Origin of the sequence: Mucilaginibacter terrae, from assembly GCF_031951985.1 — a bacterium.
Taxonomy (GTDB): domain Bacteria; phylum Bacteroidota; class Bacteroidia; order Sphingobacteriales; family Sphingobacteriaceae; genus Mucilaginibacter; species Mucilaginibacter terrae_A.
In genome coordinates, this window is record NZ_JAVLVU010000001.1 from 4,203,783 (window position 1) to 4,222,353 (window position 18,571).

The window sequence follows — 18,571 nt, forward strand, 5'->3', positions numbered from 1 at the left end:
GGGCTCTTTTTAGCATGTGACTTTTTTAAGAATTTAGCCCTGCAATTTTTTAAAGCCCTCCCTTTTGGGGAGGCTATAACTGGTTAAGATAATATGTTACAATAGGTGGCGAAGATGATATAGGGTAACGTATTATCTATCCGATAGTTTTGCTTGCAAGGCAATGGCGTTCTCAGCCATGCCGACCAATTAAACCCAATTATCAGTTTTTATATAGATGAAAAGCTTACCGGCTCTCGATCTTGGTGTTATTGCTATATACCTGTTGGCCATGTTGCTGGTTGGCTTTTACTTTTCGCGCAAAAACAAAAGTGCCGAACAGTTTACCAAAGCATCGGGCACCATACCTGGTTGGGCCTTGGGTATATCAATATATGCTACTTTTTTAAGCAGCAATACTTTTTTGGGCGTGCCGGGCAAAACCTTCGGCACCAACTGGAACGCTTTTGTGTTCAGCCTTTCTATGCCGCTGGCGGCCTGGTTTGCAGTTAAATACTTTGTGCCTTTTTACCGTAATACGGGCGAGGTTTCGGCTTACACCCATCTTGAGCACCGTTTTGGTGCCTGGGCACGTACTTATGCTGTAATTTGCTTTTTGCTTACACAATTGGCGCGTATGGGTTCAATATTTTTCGGTATAGCATTGAGTTTGCAGGCGCTTACCGGTTTTAGTATGAAGATGATCATCATCACCATGGGCATCTGTATCATCATCTATACCGTTCTTGGGGGCATCGAAAGCCGTGATATGGACCGAGGTGGTACAAGGGATTATTAAAACCTTTGGTGCGTTGCTCATCCTCTATATTATTATTACCAATATGCCGGGCGGCGTAAGTAAAATGGTTGAAATAGGTAACGCTGATAGCAAGTTTAGTTTGGGCAGCCTCGCGCCCGATTTTACTACCTCCACCTTTTGGGTGGTGCTGTTGTACGGCTTTTTTATCAACCTCAATAATTTTGGTATGGACCAAAATTATGTGCAGCGTTATCATACGGCAACATCATCCAAACAAGCCGCAAAATCAATTTGGTTATGCGTTTGGCTGTATGTTCCGGCCTCGTTATTGTTTTGTGTTATTGGTTCGGCTTTGTATGCTTACTACCAGGTTAATCCAGAGCTTACCGAAGCTATTCGTCATCAGGTGGCAACAGAGCGTTTGCCCGGAGCATCGGCTGTCGATATCGCCCAAATGGCTTCATTATTAAAACCCGAAGATTATGGCGATAAGGTGATGCCCAACTTTATGGTTACCAAAATACCAGCGGGCTTGGTAGGGTTAATAGTTTCAGCCATCTTATCGGCCGCCATGAGCACCATTAGTTCAGGTATGAATGCCTCGGCCACGGTGTTTGCCGAAGATATTTACAAGCGCTACTTCAAATCAAATATTAGCCAGAAACAAAACATGAACTTGCTGCATACAGCTACTGTTGTGGCAGGTGTTGCTGGTGTAGCCGCAGGTATAGCCATGATAGGCGTAAAAAGCGTACTCGATGTATGGTGGCAACTATCGGGCATATTTGCCGGGGGTATGCTGGGCCTGTTTTTGCTGGGTATCATCAGTAAGCAAACCCGTAACCATGAGGCTATTGTTGCCATCATTATCGGTATCATCGTTATTTTGTGGATGACGCTTTCGCCGCTTTTGCCGGCCAGTTATGGCATGCTGCGCAACGTGTTGCACCAAAACATGGTAATTGTTATTGGTACGCTGGTTATCTTTTTAACAGGTATTATACTCACCCGCATCAAACAAAATAAGGCTGCTCAAACAGCGGCTGCAAATCATTAATTCATTTATCTATTTGTTCCCTTATACTATAATGACTACCAATAATTCAACATCAGCCAAAAAAGGTTTTATCCCGGTAATGGTTACCCCATTTACTGAAACAGGTAAGATAGATTTTAATGCCCTAACCGGCTTAACCGAATTTTATCTCGAAGCCGGTGCGGCAGGCTTGTTTGCCAATTGCCTCTCGAGCGAGATGTTTGAACTGGATGAAGCAGAACGTATACAACTTATTGAGCATGTGCTAAAAGTAACAAACGGTAGTGTACCTGTAGTAGCAACCGGCACCTTTGGCGGCCCAATAGCCAAACAAGCCGGATTTGTAAACCGCGTAGCCGATACTGGTGTACAGGCCGTGATAGGCGTAACAGGTTTGTTGGCCGATGAAAACGAAAGCGACGAAGGGTTTAACGGCAGGGTAGAGGAACTGATGCAGTTAACCGGCAATGTATCGTTGGGGTTTTACGAGTGCCCCGTGCCTTATAAAAGATTGATATCACCAAAACAGTTAGAGCAATTTGTGGCAACCGGCCGGGTAACTTACCATAAGGATACCTGTTTAGATATTGAGCAGATTAAGGCAAAACTGAAAGCCACGGAGAGCAACCCTAACTTTGGTTTGTACGATGCCTACATGGCGCATGCCGTCGATTCATTAAAAGCAGGCTCGGCTGGTTTATCGTGTATACAGGGTAATTATTTCCCTGAACTGATTGTATGGTTATGCGATAATTACAACAATGAGGCGTTAGCGGCTGAGGTTGATCGTGTACAACAATTTTTTATCAGCAATATGGATGTAATGCACAACGTGTATCCAAAGGTTGCAAAATATTATCTTCAAAAGCGGGGTGTTAATATTACCGATTTTACCCGTCGCGATGTTGGTGTTTTTACTCCCCAGATTAAGCAGCAGGTTGATACATTATACGATGATTACATGGGCTTGCAACAGCATTTGGAATTGAAAAGTAGCATTTGATCAAGAGTTTCAGGTTTGATCATTTTATTAAGTCGTTTTTGAGTCTGTAAGAATTTTCGATTTATCAAATTTGTACCAATTGTGCTAAATGATTAACTATTTCTTTATATACAATTCAATTATTTATGAGCTTATTATAAAAACGAATATTAACAATATTCTATAAAATGTAACTGGCTGTAACATTGCTTTAAACGGTCTTATTTTGCTGGAATTCAATGTCAATATCATACAATAAATTGATAAGAAGTGTTAAAAAACTGTTTTTACGATATTGGATATTTGTAATCTAACCAGTTCGTAAAAGCTAATATAATTCATAAACCAATACTTTAAACCTATTCAAATAGCTAATAATCAGTTTTTTGTGTAGTTGGTACACTAAGGTGCGCGGCTGAGGTAACTGTTTATAAGCAAGGTGAGTAACCGTAAGTATGATGATATATTTACAAATTGGTGTTTTATCGATAATATGTTAAATACAAGCACTACACAACAAGTTTTATTAGTAGCCAGCGGTGATCTTCGCCTGTCGGCCAACCAAAATTGCTGGGCAGCTCAGGCTGAGATGGAGCGCTTGTTAACCGCTGCCATCGAAAAGCAGGGCTGGACAGCTAAACGTGCTCATGCTTACAACGAAACCAAGCAACATGGTTTTATCGATTCTCAGAAAATGGGTATCGAGGTTTTCCGCAATATTGATACAAACCAACCCATTATAATTGCCGAAAGTGTTTGGCAATATACCCATCACGTTTTAGCCGGTTTAACCACTCATAAAGGGCCCATTTTAACTTTGGCCAATTGGGATGGCACCTGGCCAGGTTTGGTTGGTATGCTTAATCTTAATGGATCATTAACCAAAGCCGGTGTTAATTACAGCACCCTTTGGAGCGAAGATTTTACCGATGCCTTTTTTACCCAAAAACTACAGGAGTGGTTGCAAACCGGAAATATAGAGCATAGCCAAAACCACGTAAAAAGTTACAACGAGGTTGATCTTCCTAAAGAAGACGGAACCGCCGGCCGTAACTTTGGGCAAAAGCTTAAAAGCAATAAAGCCATTATGGGCGTGTTTGATGAAGGCTGTATGGGCATGTTCAACGCCATTATTCCGGATGACTTGTTACACGCTACCGGTTTATTTAAAGAACGTTTGAGCCAGTCTACCCTTTATGCTGCCATGTTGCAGGTTAAGGATGAAGAAGCCCGTGAGGTATTGAACTGGTTGCTGCAAAAAGGTATGCAATTTAGCTGGGGTACCAATCCCGAAACTGAACTTACCGAAGTGCAAACACTGGAGCAATGCAAAATGTATGTTGCCGCCCTGCGCCTGGCCGACGAGTTTGGCTGCGATACGATAGGTATACAATACCAGCAAGGCTTAAAAGACCTTACCGCTGCCAGCGATTTGGTAGAAGGTCTGTTAAATAATCAGGATCGGCCTCCGGTTAAATCAACCGACGGACGTGAGCTTTACGCTGGTGACGCATTACCTCATTTTAACGAGGTAGATGAGTGTGCCGGTTTAGATGCCCTGGTAACTTACCATTTATGGAAAGAACTGGGTATGCCTGGCGAAACCACCTTACATGATATACGTTGGGGCGAACACTTTAAAGGTGATGGTATCGATGATTTTGTATGGGTGTTTTTAATCTCAGGAGCAGCTCCTCCGGCCCATTTTATTGATGGTTATAAAGGTGCCTCGAGTGATAGGCAGCCGGCTATGTACTTCCGTTTGGGTGGTGGTAGCTTAAAAGGCATCAGCAAGCCGGGGTATTTGGTTTGGAGCCGTGTTTATGTGATGAACAATGAGCTGCATTGCGATTTAGGCGTAGGCGAATCTGTTTTGTTGCCTGATGCTGAAACCCATCGCCGCTGGAACCTGACTACACCACAATGGCCTATTATGAACGCTACGTTAAAAGGCGTATCGCGAGATGAGTTAATGGCACGTCACAAGGCCAACCATATACAGGTAGTTTACGCCACTAATGAAAGCAAAGCACACCAGGCCTGCCGTATAAAGGCAGCTGCATTGAGCGCGATGGGTTTGCAAGTACACTTTTGTGGCGACGTTAAATTTTCAAATAACTAATTAGTAACGATAATGAGAAGAGTGATTTATGCCGTACTATCAGTAATAATGCTAATGAGCTTTACTGCTGTTATGGCACAAGACGGAACGAGTGCTGCCGAAAAAGAGATTGCTTACCGTAAAGTGGTTTTTGAACGTTCGGCCAAAATTGTAAAGGGACTTAATTTAACCGATTCGGCTAAAGCGCTGGAGGTAACCAAGGTTGTTGCCAAGCAGTACCAGGACCTGAATGATATCTACGTATTCCGTGATAACCGTAAGGCTGCAATTAAAGCCGAAACCGGTGATAATAAAGAAGCCGCAGCTACGCAGTTAAAAAAGCTTGAGGAAGAAACCACTGCTAAAATTGACAAACTGCATCCGCAATATCTGAGCCGTTTAACCAAAGCCGGTTTAACAGCCGAACAGGTAAACGCGGTTAAAGACGGCATGACTTACAATGTGCTTAATGTAACCATGACAGCTTACAACGCCATGTTACCAAACCTTACCACCGAGCAAAGAACGCAAATACTGGCCTGGCTTACCGAAGCGCGTGAGCATTCTATGGATGCCGAATCATCTGAAAAAAAGCATGCCTGGTTTGGTAAATACAAAGGACGTGTAAATAATTACCTGTCTGCAGCCGGCATCGACATGAAGAAGGAAGAAGCTGCGTGGCTTGCCCGTGTGAAAGAAGAAAAAAACAAGCAGCAAAGCAACAACTAAAAGGCATTTGAGCATGGGGCCTTAAGCCCTATGCTCATTGTATATACTATATAATTAAGTTATCACAATAAAAGCTAATTACATGAATAAAAAAATACTATAACACTCCACACATCCCCAATTTTTAATAAAACCCAATTTGTGAACTATACTAAATTAAAAAGATGAAGAAAATTCTACTTTTCTTATCGTTATGCTTTTGTGCTGTTACCATGGCATATGCACAAACTCGTACCATTACCGGTACAGTTGTAAGCGATAAAAATGAGCCGCTTGTAGGCGTAACCATTCAGGTAAAAGGAGGTTCTACCGCAGCTCAAACAGATGTTAATGGTAAATACTCCATTAAAGTTACCAACCTTCAAAACGTAGTGCTTACCGTTAAATATGTAGGCTATGCTTATCAGGAGCGTACGCTGCGTGTTGGTGAAAATAACTTTGATGTTAAATTGATGCCATCAACCGAAAACCTCGAAGATGTTGTTGTGGTTGGTTACGGTACCCAGCGCAAAGCTACCTTAACAGGTGCGGTATCAAACGTTGATATTAGAAAGGTTGAAGATGTACCCGCGCTTAATGCCAGTGCTTTGTTAAGAGGTACTGCTCCGGGCTTAAGCGTTTCGGGAGGTACACAACGTCCGGGCCAATCAGCTACCATTACTATTCGTAATCCTGTTGCATTTGCCAAAGACGGTGGCCAAGGTACTAATCCGTTGTTTGTAATTGATGACGTTATTAGAACACAGGCTGATTTTGATTTGCTTGATCCTGTACTTATCGAAAGTATTAGTATCATGAAAGATGCTGAGGCTGCTATTTACGGTATTTCGGGTGCTAATGGTGTAATTTTAGTGCGTACTAAAAGAGGTAAGCAAGGTGCTCCTAAAGTAAACTTCAGTAGCTCGGTGGGTATTTCAAACGCTACCATGTTGCCTAAAATGATGAACTCATTGCAGTTGGCAACATTTAACAACGATTACAATCAAGGTCGTGCTGCAATTACCACAATATCTGGTAGCAACTCTTACCTTACAGATCCATCTTTCCAAACAAATTACTACAATGCTGATGGTTTTTTAGTTAGACCAGGTTTTACGGTTACTAACGGAACTTATTTTGGTAACGGAACAAGTACTACTGATAATACTCGTTTTGCCGACTGGTACACACCTGATGAGTTAGCTTATTACGCCAACAATAGTCATAACTATTTAAAAGAAGCATTTAAAAATGCTGTAGTACTGCGCGAAGCACTAAGTATTAGTGGTGGTACTGATAAAATTACTTATTTTCTTGGTGGCGACTATGTAAAACAAGGGTCGAACTTTGAAGGTATTAACTCTAATAAGTATGGCTTAAGGGCTAATATTGAAGCTAAGCCAGCCAAAGGATTAACCACATCAGTATCTATAAGTACAGATGTAGGTTACTCAAAAAGTTACTTTTATAAATTGAACAGTACTTCGGAGAGTTTGGACAACGACGTTGCTACGTTGCAGAATATCCAGCCATGGCAAGAGTATTTTATTAATGGTAACCCGGTAGTTTTAGGGGCTTCCAACACAGGTGGTATTGATAATATCAACTACTTCCATATTCGTAATACTGATAACTTTACCGATAGCAAAAGCTTTGTTACAAACCTTTTAGGTAAAATTACTTACGAAATTCCGGGTGTTAAAGGTTTAACCGCCACTGCTACCTTAAATAAAAATATTAATAATACTTTAGGTAAGCAGTTTGGTACAACTTTCCAGTACTATAAATACGCAGGTACCGGTACAAACAAACATATACCAGGCGGAGCTTTATTAAACACTTACAACATTTCGAATGGTGACAGGGTACGTTTAAACCCGGTTTTTGCTGATAACTATCAGTTAGATGCCGGCTTAAACTACAGCCGTACCTTTGGTAAACATAGCATATCTGCATTATTACTTTACGAACAACGTGAGTCAAACTCTGAAGGCGTTGCAGCAATGTCAGAGGGGGTGATAGCCGGTGCATTACCATATCAAACCTTTACTACAGGTGCCCAAACATCAACTCAGTCAAGCCAAATAAGCCAGTTCGGTTTTCAATCGGTAATTTCACGATTGAATTACTCATATGCTGATAAATACTTAGTGCAATTAGTATATAGGGCCGATGGTAGCTCACGTTTTGCACCTGGTAATAATTGGGGTAGTTTCCCGGCAGCTTCATTAGGCTGGGTTGTTTCTGAAGAGCCCTTCTTTAAAAGCAATGTTAAATGGATGGATATGTTAAAATTCCGTACATCGGTAGGTTTAACAGGTACCGATAATACAAGGCCATACCAATTTATTGCAAACTATAACCTGGGTACTGGTAGCAGCGGTGGTGCAGTATTCAATGGTAATGATGCACGAACCATAGCTATCAGATCAAACCTTTCTATTCCAAACGCAGGAGTGGTATGGGATCATGTATTTAAAACCAACTATGGTGTAGATATGCAGTTCTTAAAAAATCGTTTAAATGTAACTGCTGAATATTTTTACAACTATGGTTATGATTTATTAACCAGCTTATCATCTTCTGTTCCTGCTACAATAGGTGCCAGCGTACCTACCGAAAATTATTCAAAAGTTAACATGTTCGGTTATGAGATACAGGTAGGCTGGAGAGATTCTAAAGGCAAGTTTTCTTACAGCTTTAGTCCGTTCTTTGCCTGGAATGATAACAAGAATATCAAAATTGATGTTTCATCTGGTAACATCGGAACTATTCAGGACTTAACCGGTAAATCAAGTGATCCTGGTGTTTTAGGTTATAAATCATTAGGTATCATTCGTACACAGGAAGAAGCCAACGCTATTATTGCCTCTCGCGCAGCAGCAGCAGGTGGTGCTGCCAACGTGAAAATATTAGGCCAACGTATTATGCCTGGTATGATCAACTATGAAGACTTGAATGGTGACGGTGTAATTACAGAGGGTTTTTCCGACCAGAAATACTTAACTAAAAAACAATCTAACCACTACAGCTTAGGTTTAAACTTTGGTGCAGGTTATGGTCCGGTAACGCTTAACGTAATCATGGGCGCATCATGGGGTGGCTGGACAAACATTGATGGTAAAAAGCCATTTAACCAATCAAGTAGCGGTGCTTCAATTTATGATAACCGTCCGGTTTACTGGGCTGATCACTGGACGCCAACTAACACCAGTGCCAAGTTCCCGGCACCAGGTTACTTAGCCACGTATGATGTTACCAGCGATTTTTGGTTAGTTCGTGCATCGTCATTCAATGTTACCAACGCAACACTTAACTTCGCTATGCCATCTAACTGGTCTCGTAAAGTTGGATTTAATAGTGTAAGAATTTATGCAACTGCAACCAACCCTATCCAGTTTATCAATCCTTTCCCCGACGGCTACCGTGATCTGCAAACCGGATTATATACCTATCCTACTTTGAGAACTGTATCATTTGGTTTAAACCTTGGTTTATAAACTTTTGAGTTATGAAAAAATTAAACATTAATATATTAATCCTTGGCGCAACTGCGCTTATAGCAACAAGCTGTAAAAAGGTTTTAGAAAAACAGGATCTTGGAACGTTTCAGGTAGATCAGGTTTATAATGATTCTGTTACAACCAAACTAAGTGTTGATTATCTGTATAGTCAAAATCAGCCCGGCTGGTTTGGCAATTCAGGCGGTTCAATCAGCGGAACTTTAAGTTCGTTAACAGATGAACAATATGGCGATAACGTATTTACAAGAGGGTCTGTTACTATTGCTTCGGTAACTGATATAGCAACAGCCAATGCCGCTAATAACAACTATGGTAAAATACGTAGTATTAATATGTTCATCCGTGATGTAAATGGTGGAACAATGCCTTTGGAGGTTAAACGCAGGTTTAACGCGCAGGCATACTTCTGGCGTGCATACCGCTATTTTGAGCTGGCTAAAGTTTACGGTGGCGTGCCTTTGGTAACTACACCTCTTGAAGCCGTTGGCGATGAAGCAAAACAAGCTGCGTTACTTCCGCGTAGTAATGCAGCTGCAACTTTTGCCTTAATCAAAAGTGATTTGGATTCGTGTGTAAAATACTTACCGGGTAAATGGCCTAATACCAGTGATTATGGTCGTATTACCTCAGGAGCTGCAGCCGCATTTTTAGGACGTGTATTGTTAACTTACGCCAGTCCATTATTTAACCCCACTAATGATGTGACACGCTGGCAAGCAGCTTATGATGCTAATCTAAAAGCTGTAACATTACTTAAAGCAAACGGATTTGGTTTATATAACAAGTTTGATTATACCATGTGGACTAATGAAAAAAATATCGAGTCTGTTTTGGTAACCGGTTACAACACTAATCAGACTGATAACGGTAAAAACAACAATACTTATACTAACAACACGGTTCCCCGTTATATAGGTACTGGTAGTGGTTCAAATCAACCTACCTGGGACATGGCCCGTGCTTTCCCAATGAAAGATGGTAAAGATACCCTTACATCTAAGTATCAATATACAGCCCAAACTTTCTACAAAAACCGTGATCCTCGTTTTGATCAAACTATTGCTTATAACGGTGCCCTTTGGCCATTAGTAGGTAACTCAAATTACCGTGTTTGGACTTATTTTTATTCAAACAACAAAAATAGCCCTAATAACTTAACAACAACAGAAACCAATGCAAGTGCCAGTGGCTTGTATTTGCGTAAAGCAATCGATCCATCGTTAAGCCAAACCAATTTGCAGTTTGCGGGTACTGATTGGATTGAGATTCGTTATGCAGAAGTATTACTCAACTTAGGTGAATGTGCTGCTGAATTAAATAAATTAGGAACTGCCGAAGAAGCTTATGCAGGTATCGTAGCAATCAGACAGCGTGCCGGTATTGAGCCTGGTACCGATAACCTTTATGGACTTACCGCTGGTATGAACAAACAGCAAATGATCGATGCTATCATGAAAGAAAGGCAAATTGAATTTGCTTTTGAAGGTAAGCGTTTCTGGGATCTTCAACGCAGAAAACTAATTGAAACTGTACTTAATGGCAAGAGAAGAATGGCAGTTGTTTTTGTGTTAAACAATAACAATTCTTACACCGATTATATAGCAAGCTCGCGCGATGCTTCGGCTAATACCAATTTTGATAACTTATATACTACCAGCTTTAAGGTAACTACTAAGTTTTTAGATAACTCTGCAATAGCCTATCAATCGGCTGCTACCTATTTCTATGGTTTGCCTGTTGGAGCTATTCAAAACAACGTTAAGTTAGAACAAACAGTAGGTTGGGGCGGAAGCTTTGATCCGCTGAAATAGTAAATTATAATAAAATTAATATGAGGGAGGCATTTTTGCCTCCCTTTTTGTTTACTAAGTTTATATAATCTTAACTAAACCAAGTTGCACTTAAATGGTCTCATTTAGTATAAAATGCGGCTGTTTTGCAGGTACTGTAACATGTTTGCTATATAGCTTCCTAAAGTGGCTGTAAAAGGGGCAATGCTAACATCTCATAATAGTTTGTTAATATTTTATATAAAATCCGCCGTACTTCATTGCATATTTGAATAAAGTAATCAGAAACCAAATATTACCAACGTTTCCTGCAATTTGTTTGTTTAAAGCTTTTGCACATGGGGTATAAACTGTGGTTCGATAAGCATAACCACCGGTAATAACCAATACAAATAAACTGAAAATGAAGAATAAGTTTTTGCTGGCTTTACTATGTTCGGCAACTTTTGCTACCAAAAGTGCATGGGCACAGTACCCCGATATTCCTGCCGATGTAAAAGCGGCAAGCGAAGCCATGATGAAAGAAAATCAACGCAAGTCAGACTCTGCCTGGCAAATTGCTTACAAGCAGGTTGATTATGATATGCGTCATGGTAAACCTTTCATTCCATGGGCATCACGCCCAACTGATTTACCTCAGGCTGATATTAAAGCATTTCCGGGTGCCGAAGGTGGTGGCGCTTACTCATTTGGTGGCCGTGGTGGCAAAGTATACGTAGTAACCAGTTTAGCCGATAGTGGTCCGGGTACTTTACGCTGGGCTTGTGAGCAGGGCGGGGCACGTATTATCGTGTTTAACGTATCGGGCATCATCCGCATCAAAACACCTTTAATTATTCGTGCACCATACATCACTATCCAGGGGCAATCTGCACCGGGCATGGGTATCTGTGTGGCGGGCGAATCGGTTTGGATTAATACGCACGACGTGGTTTTACGTTACCTGCGTTTCCGCCGTGGTGAAACCAATGTTGGCCGTCGTGACGATGCCTTGGGGGGGAATCCGGTGGGTAACATTATTATTGATCATTGTTCAACCAGCTGGGGTTTAGATGAAAACATGTCGATCTATCGCCACATGTTCGACCCTGAAGATGGCAGCAAGGACGAGAAAAAAGGTACCGTTAACGTAACCATATCAAACTGTATTTATTCAGAATCATTAGATACCTGGAACCATGCATTTGGCAGCACCACCGGTGGCGAAAACAGCATGCTGGTACGTAACCTTTGGGCCGATAATACCGGCCGTAACCCATCAGTGGGCTGGAACGGTATTTACAATTTTGTAAACAACGTGGTATTTAACTGGGTACACCGCTCAATGGATGGCGGCGATTATACTGCTAAATTCAACATCATCAATAACTACTTCCAGCCCGGACCGGCTACGCCTAAAAATGAGCCTGTGGGTCACCGTATTTTAAAACCGGAGTCGGGCCGTAGTAAGCTAAAATACAAAGTATATGGTATGTGCTACGTTAATGGCAACATTATGGAAGGCAATGCCAAAGTAACTGCCAACAACTGGGATGGTGGTGTGCAGGTAGAAGGCGAAAAAGGTGAGGAAATGGAAGGTACCGGTAAATATACCGACTACATGAAGTGGAACAAGCCATTCCCAATGCCGGCTACCAAAATAATGGATGCCAAAACCGGCCGTGCGTTTGTATTAGCCAATGCTGGTGCAACCTTGCCGGTACGTGATGCGGTTGATACCCGAATTGTTAAACAGGTTACAACAGGTAAAATAGAATATAAAGAAGGTGTTAAATTACCTGAAACTCAGTTTAAGCACCGTCGCTTACCTATCGATTCGTATAAGATCGGCATCATAACCGATCCAAGCCAGGTAGGTGGTTACCCTGATTATAAAGGCACTCCTTACAAAGACAGTGATAACGATGGCTTGCCTGATGCATGGGAAATTGCCCACGGCTTAAATCCTAAAAATGCTGATGATTCGGCTGCTATGGCTAAAAATGGCGGAGGTTACAGCAACATCGAAGTTTATTTGAATACACTGGCTCAAAAAGGTGAGAAAAGTGTAGCACCAGTTAAGTAACTTTAATGGAATGATAAGTAATTCCAATTTAAATAAAGGCATTAAGGTTTTGGTTGGTTGCATGTTTGGGTGCGTGCTTATGCACGCGCCCGCATGGGCCCAAAAAGCAAATAAAGTTAAACCCCAGCCTCCGGTTGCCGCTGAAAAGAGCGGCAAACTTGTTTATGCGGTTAACGGTAAAGGAGATCGCATTCCCGATTATTCGTACGCAGGTTACAAGGCTTCCGAACAACCCATACCCGATGCACAGGTAAAAGTAGTGGTGCCTGTTAAACCTGGCGATGCCACTGTGCGCATACAAGCTGCAATTGATTATGTAGCAGGTTTAACCGCTAACAAAAGTGGCCTTAAAGGTGCTGTGCTTCTACAAAAAGGAACTTACGAAGTAAACGGAAGCCTGAAATTCAAATCATCGGGCGTGGTTTTACGTGGCAGCGGAATGGGTAACGATGGCACCACGTTGATAGCCGCCGGTACCGACCGTGAAACGTTCATAAGAATTGCAGGTAAAGACGACCGTAAGATTAGCGACACTGTTAAAATAGCCGATGCCTATGTGCCGGTTAACGCCACTTCATTCAATGTAACAGGGAAATATAAAGTAGGTGACCATGTCTTCATTCGTCGCCCGAGTACCAAAAACTGGATAGAACTATTAAAAACCGACCACTTTGGCGGCGGCATCACCGCATTGGGCTGGAAACCCGGTGAGCGTGATGTGATCTGGGACAGGACCATAACTGCTGTATCTGGTAATAAGATCAATATTGATGCACCGCTTACCACAGCTTTGGATACTGCTTACGGCGGCGGTTTAGTAAGTAGCTATCAGTGGGCTGGTCGTATCAGCAATATTGGTATCGAAAACCTTAAACTGAAATCAACTTACGACGCTCAAAATTCTAAAGACGAAGCACACCGCTGGATGGCCATCACGATGGAGAATGTTCAGGATGCCTGGGTACGCCAGGTAGCATTTGAGCATTTTGCAGGTTCGGCCGTTTTTGTATTAGAAACAGGTAACCGCATCACCGTTCAGGATTGTAAATCAACTGCCCCCGTTTCCGAAATAGGAGGACAGCGCCGTTATACTTTTTATACTATGGGTGGGCAAACGTTGTTCCAGCGTTTATATGCCGAGCAGGGTTATCATGACTTTGCCGTGGGCTATTGTGCTCCTGGTCCTAACGCATTTGTACAATGCCAGGCCTGGCAGCCGCATAGCTTTAGCGGAGCTATAGATAGTTGGTCGTCGGGTGTGCTGTTTGATGTAATTAACATTGATGGCCAAGCCTTGAGTTATGCAAACCGCGGACAAGACGGACAAGGCGCAGGGTGGACATCAGCCAATAGTATGTTTTGGAATTGCAGTGCTGGCCGTGTAGATTGTTATCAGCCACCTGGCGCTCAAAACTGGGCTTACGGTACATGGGCTCAATTTCAGGGCGATGGTTACTGGGAAGAGTCAAATAACACCATAAACCCACGCAGTTTTTACTACGCACAGTTAAAAGAACGTTTAGGTAAAGATTTGCCTAAACAACAATCAGATATTTTGCCTTTTGAGGGCGAAGCATCAAGCAGCCCAACCGTTGAGGTGGCTATGGCTTTAACCGCTAACTCGGTTAAGCCTGCCGTAACCATTGGCGATTGGGTGGAGCAATCATCGCAACGAAACCCTATTGCTGTAAATGCGTCAGGCGCTAAAACTATTGATCAACTTGGCTTCAAACAACCTGTTACCCCTGCCTTAGCCCCCAAAATGGCAGTAAGCAATGGTTGGTTGGTTAGAGGTAATACCGTTTTGAGCGGTGCCCGCATGGATTCGCCATGGTGGAATGGTTCGGTTGACCCGGTTTATTTGAAAAAGAATGCCAAACCGGCAATCACGCGTTGGGTTCCGGGCCGCACGGGTACTGGTTTAACCGACGACTTAAATGAGCTGGCAGATGGAATGGAACGTAAGCATATCGTAGGCTTCGAACAAAACTACGCCCTTTGGTATGAGCGCCGCCGCGACGATCATGAGCGCATCCGCCGTATTGATGGTGATGTTTGGCCTCCGTTTTACGAGGTGCCTTTCGCCCGCAGTGGTAAAGAGAGTGCTTGGGACGGTTTAAGTAAGTATGATATAACCACGTACAACAAGTGGTATTGGAGCCGCTTAAAACAGTTTGCTACCCTGGCCGATCAAAAAGGACTGGTATTAATTAACCATAGCTATTTTCAGCACAATATTATAGAAGCCGGTGCGCATTATGCCGATTTCCCGTGGCGACCGGTAAACAATATCAATAACACAGGTTTCCCCGAGCCGGTGCCTTACGCGGGCGATAAGCGCGTGTTTATGGCCGAGCAGTTTTATGATGAAACGCATCCGGTTCGCCGTAAACTGCATCAAGCGTTCATCCGCCAAAATTTAGATGCATTTGCCGATAACAATGGAGTGATCCAATTCATTAGTGCCGAGTTTACCGGCCCGTTGCATTTTGCCCAGTTTTGGGTAGAAACTATACAGCAGTGGGAAAAAGAGAAAGGTAAAAATGCAATTACCGGCATCAGCACCACCAAAGATGTACAGGATGCTATATTAGCCAACCCTGCACTTGCCCCTGCAATGGATGTTATAGATATCCGCTACTGGCACTACCAGGCCGATGGCAAAGCGTATGCTCCTGCCGGAGGTCAAAACCTGGCTCCGCGTCAGCAAGCCCGTCAGTTTAAGCCTAAGGCTACATCTTTCGAACAGGTTTACCGCGCGGTTAGCGAGTATGGCCAAAAGTACCCCGACAAAGCAGTGATTTACTCGGGCGACGGATTTGACCGTTTTGGCTGGGCGGCATTCATGGCTGGTGGTTCGTTGCCTAATCTTCCGGCAGCGGTTGATCCCCGGTTACTGGCCGATGCTTCGACCATGAAAATTGTGACTTTAAATGGCGATCCTAAAGATCAATGGGCATTAGGTAATGTTACTAAAGGTTTCATTATTTACAGCAACACTGCTACCGTTGCTACACCTGCTGTAGATGCAAATGCCAATTATGAAGTAAACTGGATAGATACCAAAACAGGCAAAACCATATCAACAAGTAAACAAAAGGGAGCAAAGCTTACTGCTTTACAAAGCCCTGCCAATGGCCCGGTTGTGCTGTGGTTAAAACGAATTTAAAATACTATGTCTAAAAAAGTCATCTGCATATTACTTTTAGCAGTAATAGGTTTGGCCTTTGTAACCGAAGGCCCGGCTGTGTTGCCTCAACTTAAAATATCGGCCAATCACCGTTACTTTTTGACCGGTAACGAAAAGCCATTTTTTTGGCTGGGCGATACCGGTTGGTTACTGTTTGCCAAACTTAACCGTTCCGAAGCCGAAAAGTACCTTGAAACGCGCAAGCAACAAGGCTACAACGTAATACAGGTAATGGTTATTCATGACATAAAAGAGGTGAATGCTTATGGCGATTCGGCTTTGGTAGCATCAAATATTGCCAAACCCAAAGTAACCGAGGGTAGCAACCCGGCCAACGCCACAGAGTACGATTACTGGGACCATGTTGACTATATAGTTGACCTCGCCGCCAAAAAAGGCATTTACATGGCACTGGTGCCCGTTTGGGGCTCGGTAGTAAAATCAAAAAATCATGATGTTCCGGCTGATAAGGCCAAAGTATATGCCGACTTTTTAGCCAAACGCTATAGAGACCGCAGCAACATCATTTGGATGAACGGAGGAGATATTGCAGGTAGCGATTCGACCAAAGTTTGGAACACTATTGGTGCAACTTTGCGCGAGAGTAACCCCGATAAACTGATTACCTACCACCCACGTGGCCGTACCCAATCATCAACCTGGTTTCATAACGAGCAATGGTTAGACTTTAATACTTTCCAATCTGGTCACCGTACTTACGCACAGGACACCTCTAAAAAAGACCTTAAATACGGCGAGGATAACTGGAAATACGTAAACGTTGATTACAACAAAACTCCCATCAAGCCTACCCTTGATGCCGAGCCATCATATGAGAAAATTCCATGGGGACTGCATAACGTAAAGCTTCCACGCTGGACGGCTGCCGATGTGCGTCGCTACGGTTACTGGTCGGTTTTTGCGGGCGGTTGCGGTTACACCTACGGTAATAACGATGTAATGCAAATGCACAAACCAACCGATAAGAACAGTGCATACGGTTCAAAACAATACTGGTACCAGTCTATCAACGATCCTGGTGCTAAGCAAATGGTGTATATCAAAAAGCTGATGCTATCACGTTCATATTTCGACCGTGTGCCCGACCAATCACTTATTGCCGGCAAACAAGGTACCCGCTACAACTACCTGCTGGCTACCCGCGGTAAAAGCTACGCCTTTATTTATACTTATAATGGTAAAAACTTTTCGGTAAATACAACCAGCTTGCCGGGTACTAAAATCAAATCATCGTGGTTTAACCCGCGTACGGGTGTTACCACAGCTGGGATTACCCAGGCTAAAGCTAAAACATTAGCTTTTAACCCGCCGGGAGAACCTAAGAATGGTAATGATTGGGTGTTGGTTTTGGATGCTATTTAAAAGAGGGACGGAGAGGATGCTCAATTCAAGAAAAAATAATTATTTGTCATTGCGATCCGCCTTAGGCGGAGGTGCATCCCCTCGTGCAACTAAGCGTGCTGGGATTGCTTCGTCGTTATCACTCCTCGCAATGACAATTGTATTTATCCTGTTAATCACCTCATGCGCTTCCAAAAAAAACGTATACCTCTTCACCTCATTCCACGAACCGGCCGACGAAGGCTTGCGCATGCTATACAGTACCGATGGCTATCACTGGAACGACTTTAAACATGTACTCCTGAAGCCCGAAGCTGGCGATGCCAAAATCATGCGCGACCCATCCATTGTTCAGGGCCCCGATGGCACCTTCCATTTGGTGTGGACCACCGGTTGGAAAGGCGACCAAGGTTTCGGTTACGCATCATCAAAAGACCTTATCCATTGGTCACTTCAGCAGCACATCAACATTATGGCTACCGAGCCAACTACCGTAAATGTGTGGGCGCCTGAGATTTTCTTTGACGATGAGAAAAAGCAATACATCATCGTATGGGCATCATGTGTACCAGGTCGTTTTCCTAATGGGCAGGAGGATGCCAACAACAATCATCGCCTGTATTACACCACCACAACCGATTTTAAAACATTCGCCCCGGCCAAATTATTCCTCGACCCCGGCTTTAGCGTAATTGATGCACAGATATTGAAACGCGGTCATGAAGATTATGTGCTGGTGATGAAAGACAATACCCGCCCTAACCGCAACATATTAGTAGCTACTGCCAACGACCCGCTTGGGCCTTACAGTAATTACAGTAACCGGTTTACGGAGTTATTTTCGGAAGGGCCGAACGCTACTAAGGTGGGCGATAACTGGCTCATTTATTATGACTCGTACCGCTTAAAAAGATACGGGGCTATGCAAACCACCGACTTTAAAACCTTTACCGATGTATCAGACAAGGTTACCGTCCCCGAAGGGCATAAGCACGGTACCATATTTAAGGTGACCACAAAAACGTTAAATAATTTAAAGAAAGAAACAGGTGTGCAGTAATGCACGCCCTTTTA

At 43.1% G+C, this 18,571-nt stretch carries 11 protein-coding genes; all 11 read left to right on the forward strand.

The genetic code is table 11. The features are described from left to right. The first annotated feature begins 217 nt into the window (after positions 1-217). The 11 genes from QE417_RS17955 to QE417_RS18005 all read left to right on the forward strand — a co-directional run bounded on the left by QE417_RS17955 (position 218) and on the right by QE417_RS18005 (position 18,557). Entirely contained in the window at positions 218-778 is a 561-nt protein-coding gene (locus tag QE417_RS17955; protein ID WP_311951937.1) for a sodium:solute symporter family transporter, read from the forward strand. Next, a complete protein-coding gene (locus QE417_RS17960; protein WP_311951939.1) occupies positions 726-1,796 on the forward strand; it encodes a sodium:solute symporter family transporter in 1,071 nt (356 codons plus the stop codon). Before QE417_RS17955 ends, QE417_RS17960 begins: the two co-directional genes overlap by 53 nt. Before the next feature lie 31 nt (positions 1,797-1,827). After that, positions 1,828-2,778, forward strand: coding sequence for a dihydrodipicolinate synthase family protein (locus QE417_RS17965; RefSeq protein WP_311951941.1), 951 nt, complete (start codon positions 1,828-1,830; stop codon positions 2,776-2,778). Positions 2,779-3,250: 472 nt separating this feature from the next. Continuing rightward, positions 3,251-4,879 carry a fucose isomerase gene (locus tag QE417_RS17970; RefSeq protein WP_311951944.1) on the forward strand — a complete coding sequence of 543 codons (1,629 nt, stop codon included), beginning with the start codon at positions 3,251-3,253 and terminating at the stop codon, positions 4,877-4,879. Between the two features lie 12 nt (positions 4,880-4,891). Further along, a complete protein-coding gene (locus QE417_RS17975; RefSeq protein WP_311951946.1) occupies positions 4,892-5,587 on the forward strand; it encodes a DUF3826 domain-containing protein in 696 nt (231 codons plus the stop codon). Between the two features lie 164 nt (positions 5,588-5,751). After that, positions 5,752-9,066 (forward strand): SusC/RagA family TonB-linked outer membrane protein, encoded by a 3,315-nt coding sequence (locus QE417_RS17980; RefSeq protein ID WP_311951947.1) that lies wholly within the window; start codon positions 5,752-5,754, stop codon positions 9,064-9,066. Positions 9,067-9,077: 11 nt separating this feature from the next. Beyond that, positions 9,078-10,901 (forward strand): RagB/SusD family nutrient uptake outer membrane protein, encoded by a 1,824-nt coding sequence (locus tag QE417_RS17985; RefSeq protein WP_311951949.1) that lies wholly within the window; start codon positions 9,078-9,080, stop codon positions 10,899-10,901. Positions 10,902-11,283: 382 nt separating this feature from the next. Beyond that, a complete protein-coding gene (locus tag QE417_RS17990; RefSeq protein WP_311951951.1) occupies positions 11,284-12,945 on the forward strand; it encodes a polysaccharide lyase in 1,662 nt (553 codons plus the stop codon). A gap of 79 nt (positions 12,946-13,024) precedes the next feature. Then, entirely contained in the window at positions 13,025-16,114 is a 3,090-nt protein-coding gene (locus QE417_RS17995; protein ID WP_311951953.1) for a DUF6298 domain-containing protein, read from the forward strand. 6 nt (positions 16,115-16,120) lie between these two features. Next, a complete protein-coding gene (locus QE417_RS18000; protein ID WP_311951955.1) occupies positions 16,121-17,518 on the forward strand; it encodes a glycoside hydrolase family 140 protein in 1,398 nt (465 codons plus the stop codon). A gap of 130 nt (positions 17,519-17,648) precedes the next feature. Continuing rightward, positions 17,649-18,557 (forward strand): glycoside hydrolase family 43 protein, encoded by a 909-nt coding sequence (locus tag QE417_RS18005; protein WP_311951957.1) that lies wholly within the window; start codon positions 17,649-17,651, stop codon positions 18,555-18,557. Positions 18,558-18,571 lie beyond the last annotated feature (14 nt).

What these genes read in the sequence shown, in the direction of transcription:
- QE417_RS17965 (WP_311951941.1), top strand. Translation starts at nt 1,828, where the DNA reads ATGACTACCAATAATTCAACATCAGCCAAAAAAGGTTTTATCCCGGTA.
- QE417_RS17980 (WP_311951947.1), top strand. Translation starts at nt 5,752, where the DNA reads ATGAAGAAAATTCTACTTTTCTTATCGTTATGCTTTTGTGCTGTTACC.
- QE417_RS18000 (WP_311951955.1), top strand. Translation starts at nt 16,121, where the DNA reads ATGTCTAAAAAAGTCATCTGCATATTACTTTTAGCAGTAATAGGTTTG.
- QE417_RS18005 (WP_311951957.1), top strand. Translation starts at nt 17,649, where the DNA reads ATGACAATTGTATTTATCCTGTTAATCACCTCATGCGCTTCCAAAAAA.
- QE417_RS17975 (WP_311951946.1), top strand. Translation starts at nt 4,892, where the DNA reads ATGAGAAGAGTGATTTATGCCGTACTATCAGTAATAATGCTAATGAGC.
- QE417_RS17985 (WP_311951949.1), top strand. Translation starts at nt 9,078, where the DNA reads ATGAAAAAATTAAACATTAATATATTAATCCTTGGCGCAACTGCGCTT.
- QE417_RS17970 (WP_311951944.1), top strand. Translation starts at nt 3,251, where the DNA reads ATGTTAAATACAAGCACTACACAACAAGTTTTATTAGTAGCCAGCGGT.
- QE417_RS17955 (WP_311951937.1), top strand. Translation starts at nt 218, where the DNA reads ATGAAAAGCTTACCGGCTCTCGATCTTGGTGTTATTGCTATATACCTG.
- QE417_RS17995 (WP_311951953.1), top strand. Translation starts at nt 13,025, where the DNA reads ATGCACGCGCCCGCATGGGCCCAAAAAGCAAATAAAGTTAAACCCCAG.
- QE417_RS17990 (WP_311951951.1), top strand. Translation starts at nt 11,284, where the DNA reads ATGAAGAATAAGTTTTTGCTGGCTTTACTATGTTCGGCAACTTTTGCT.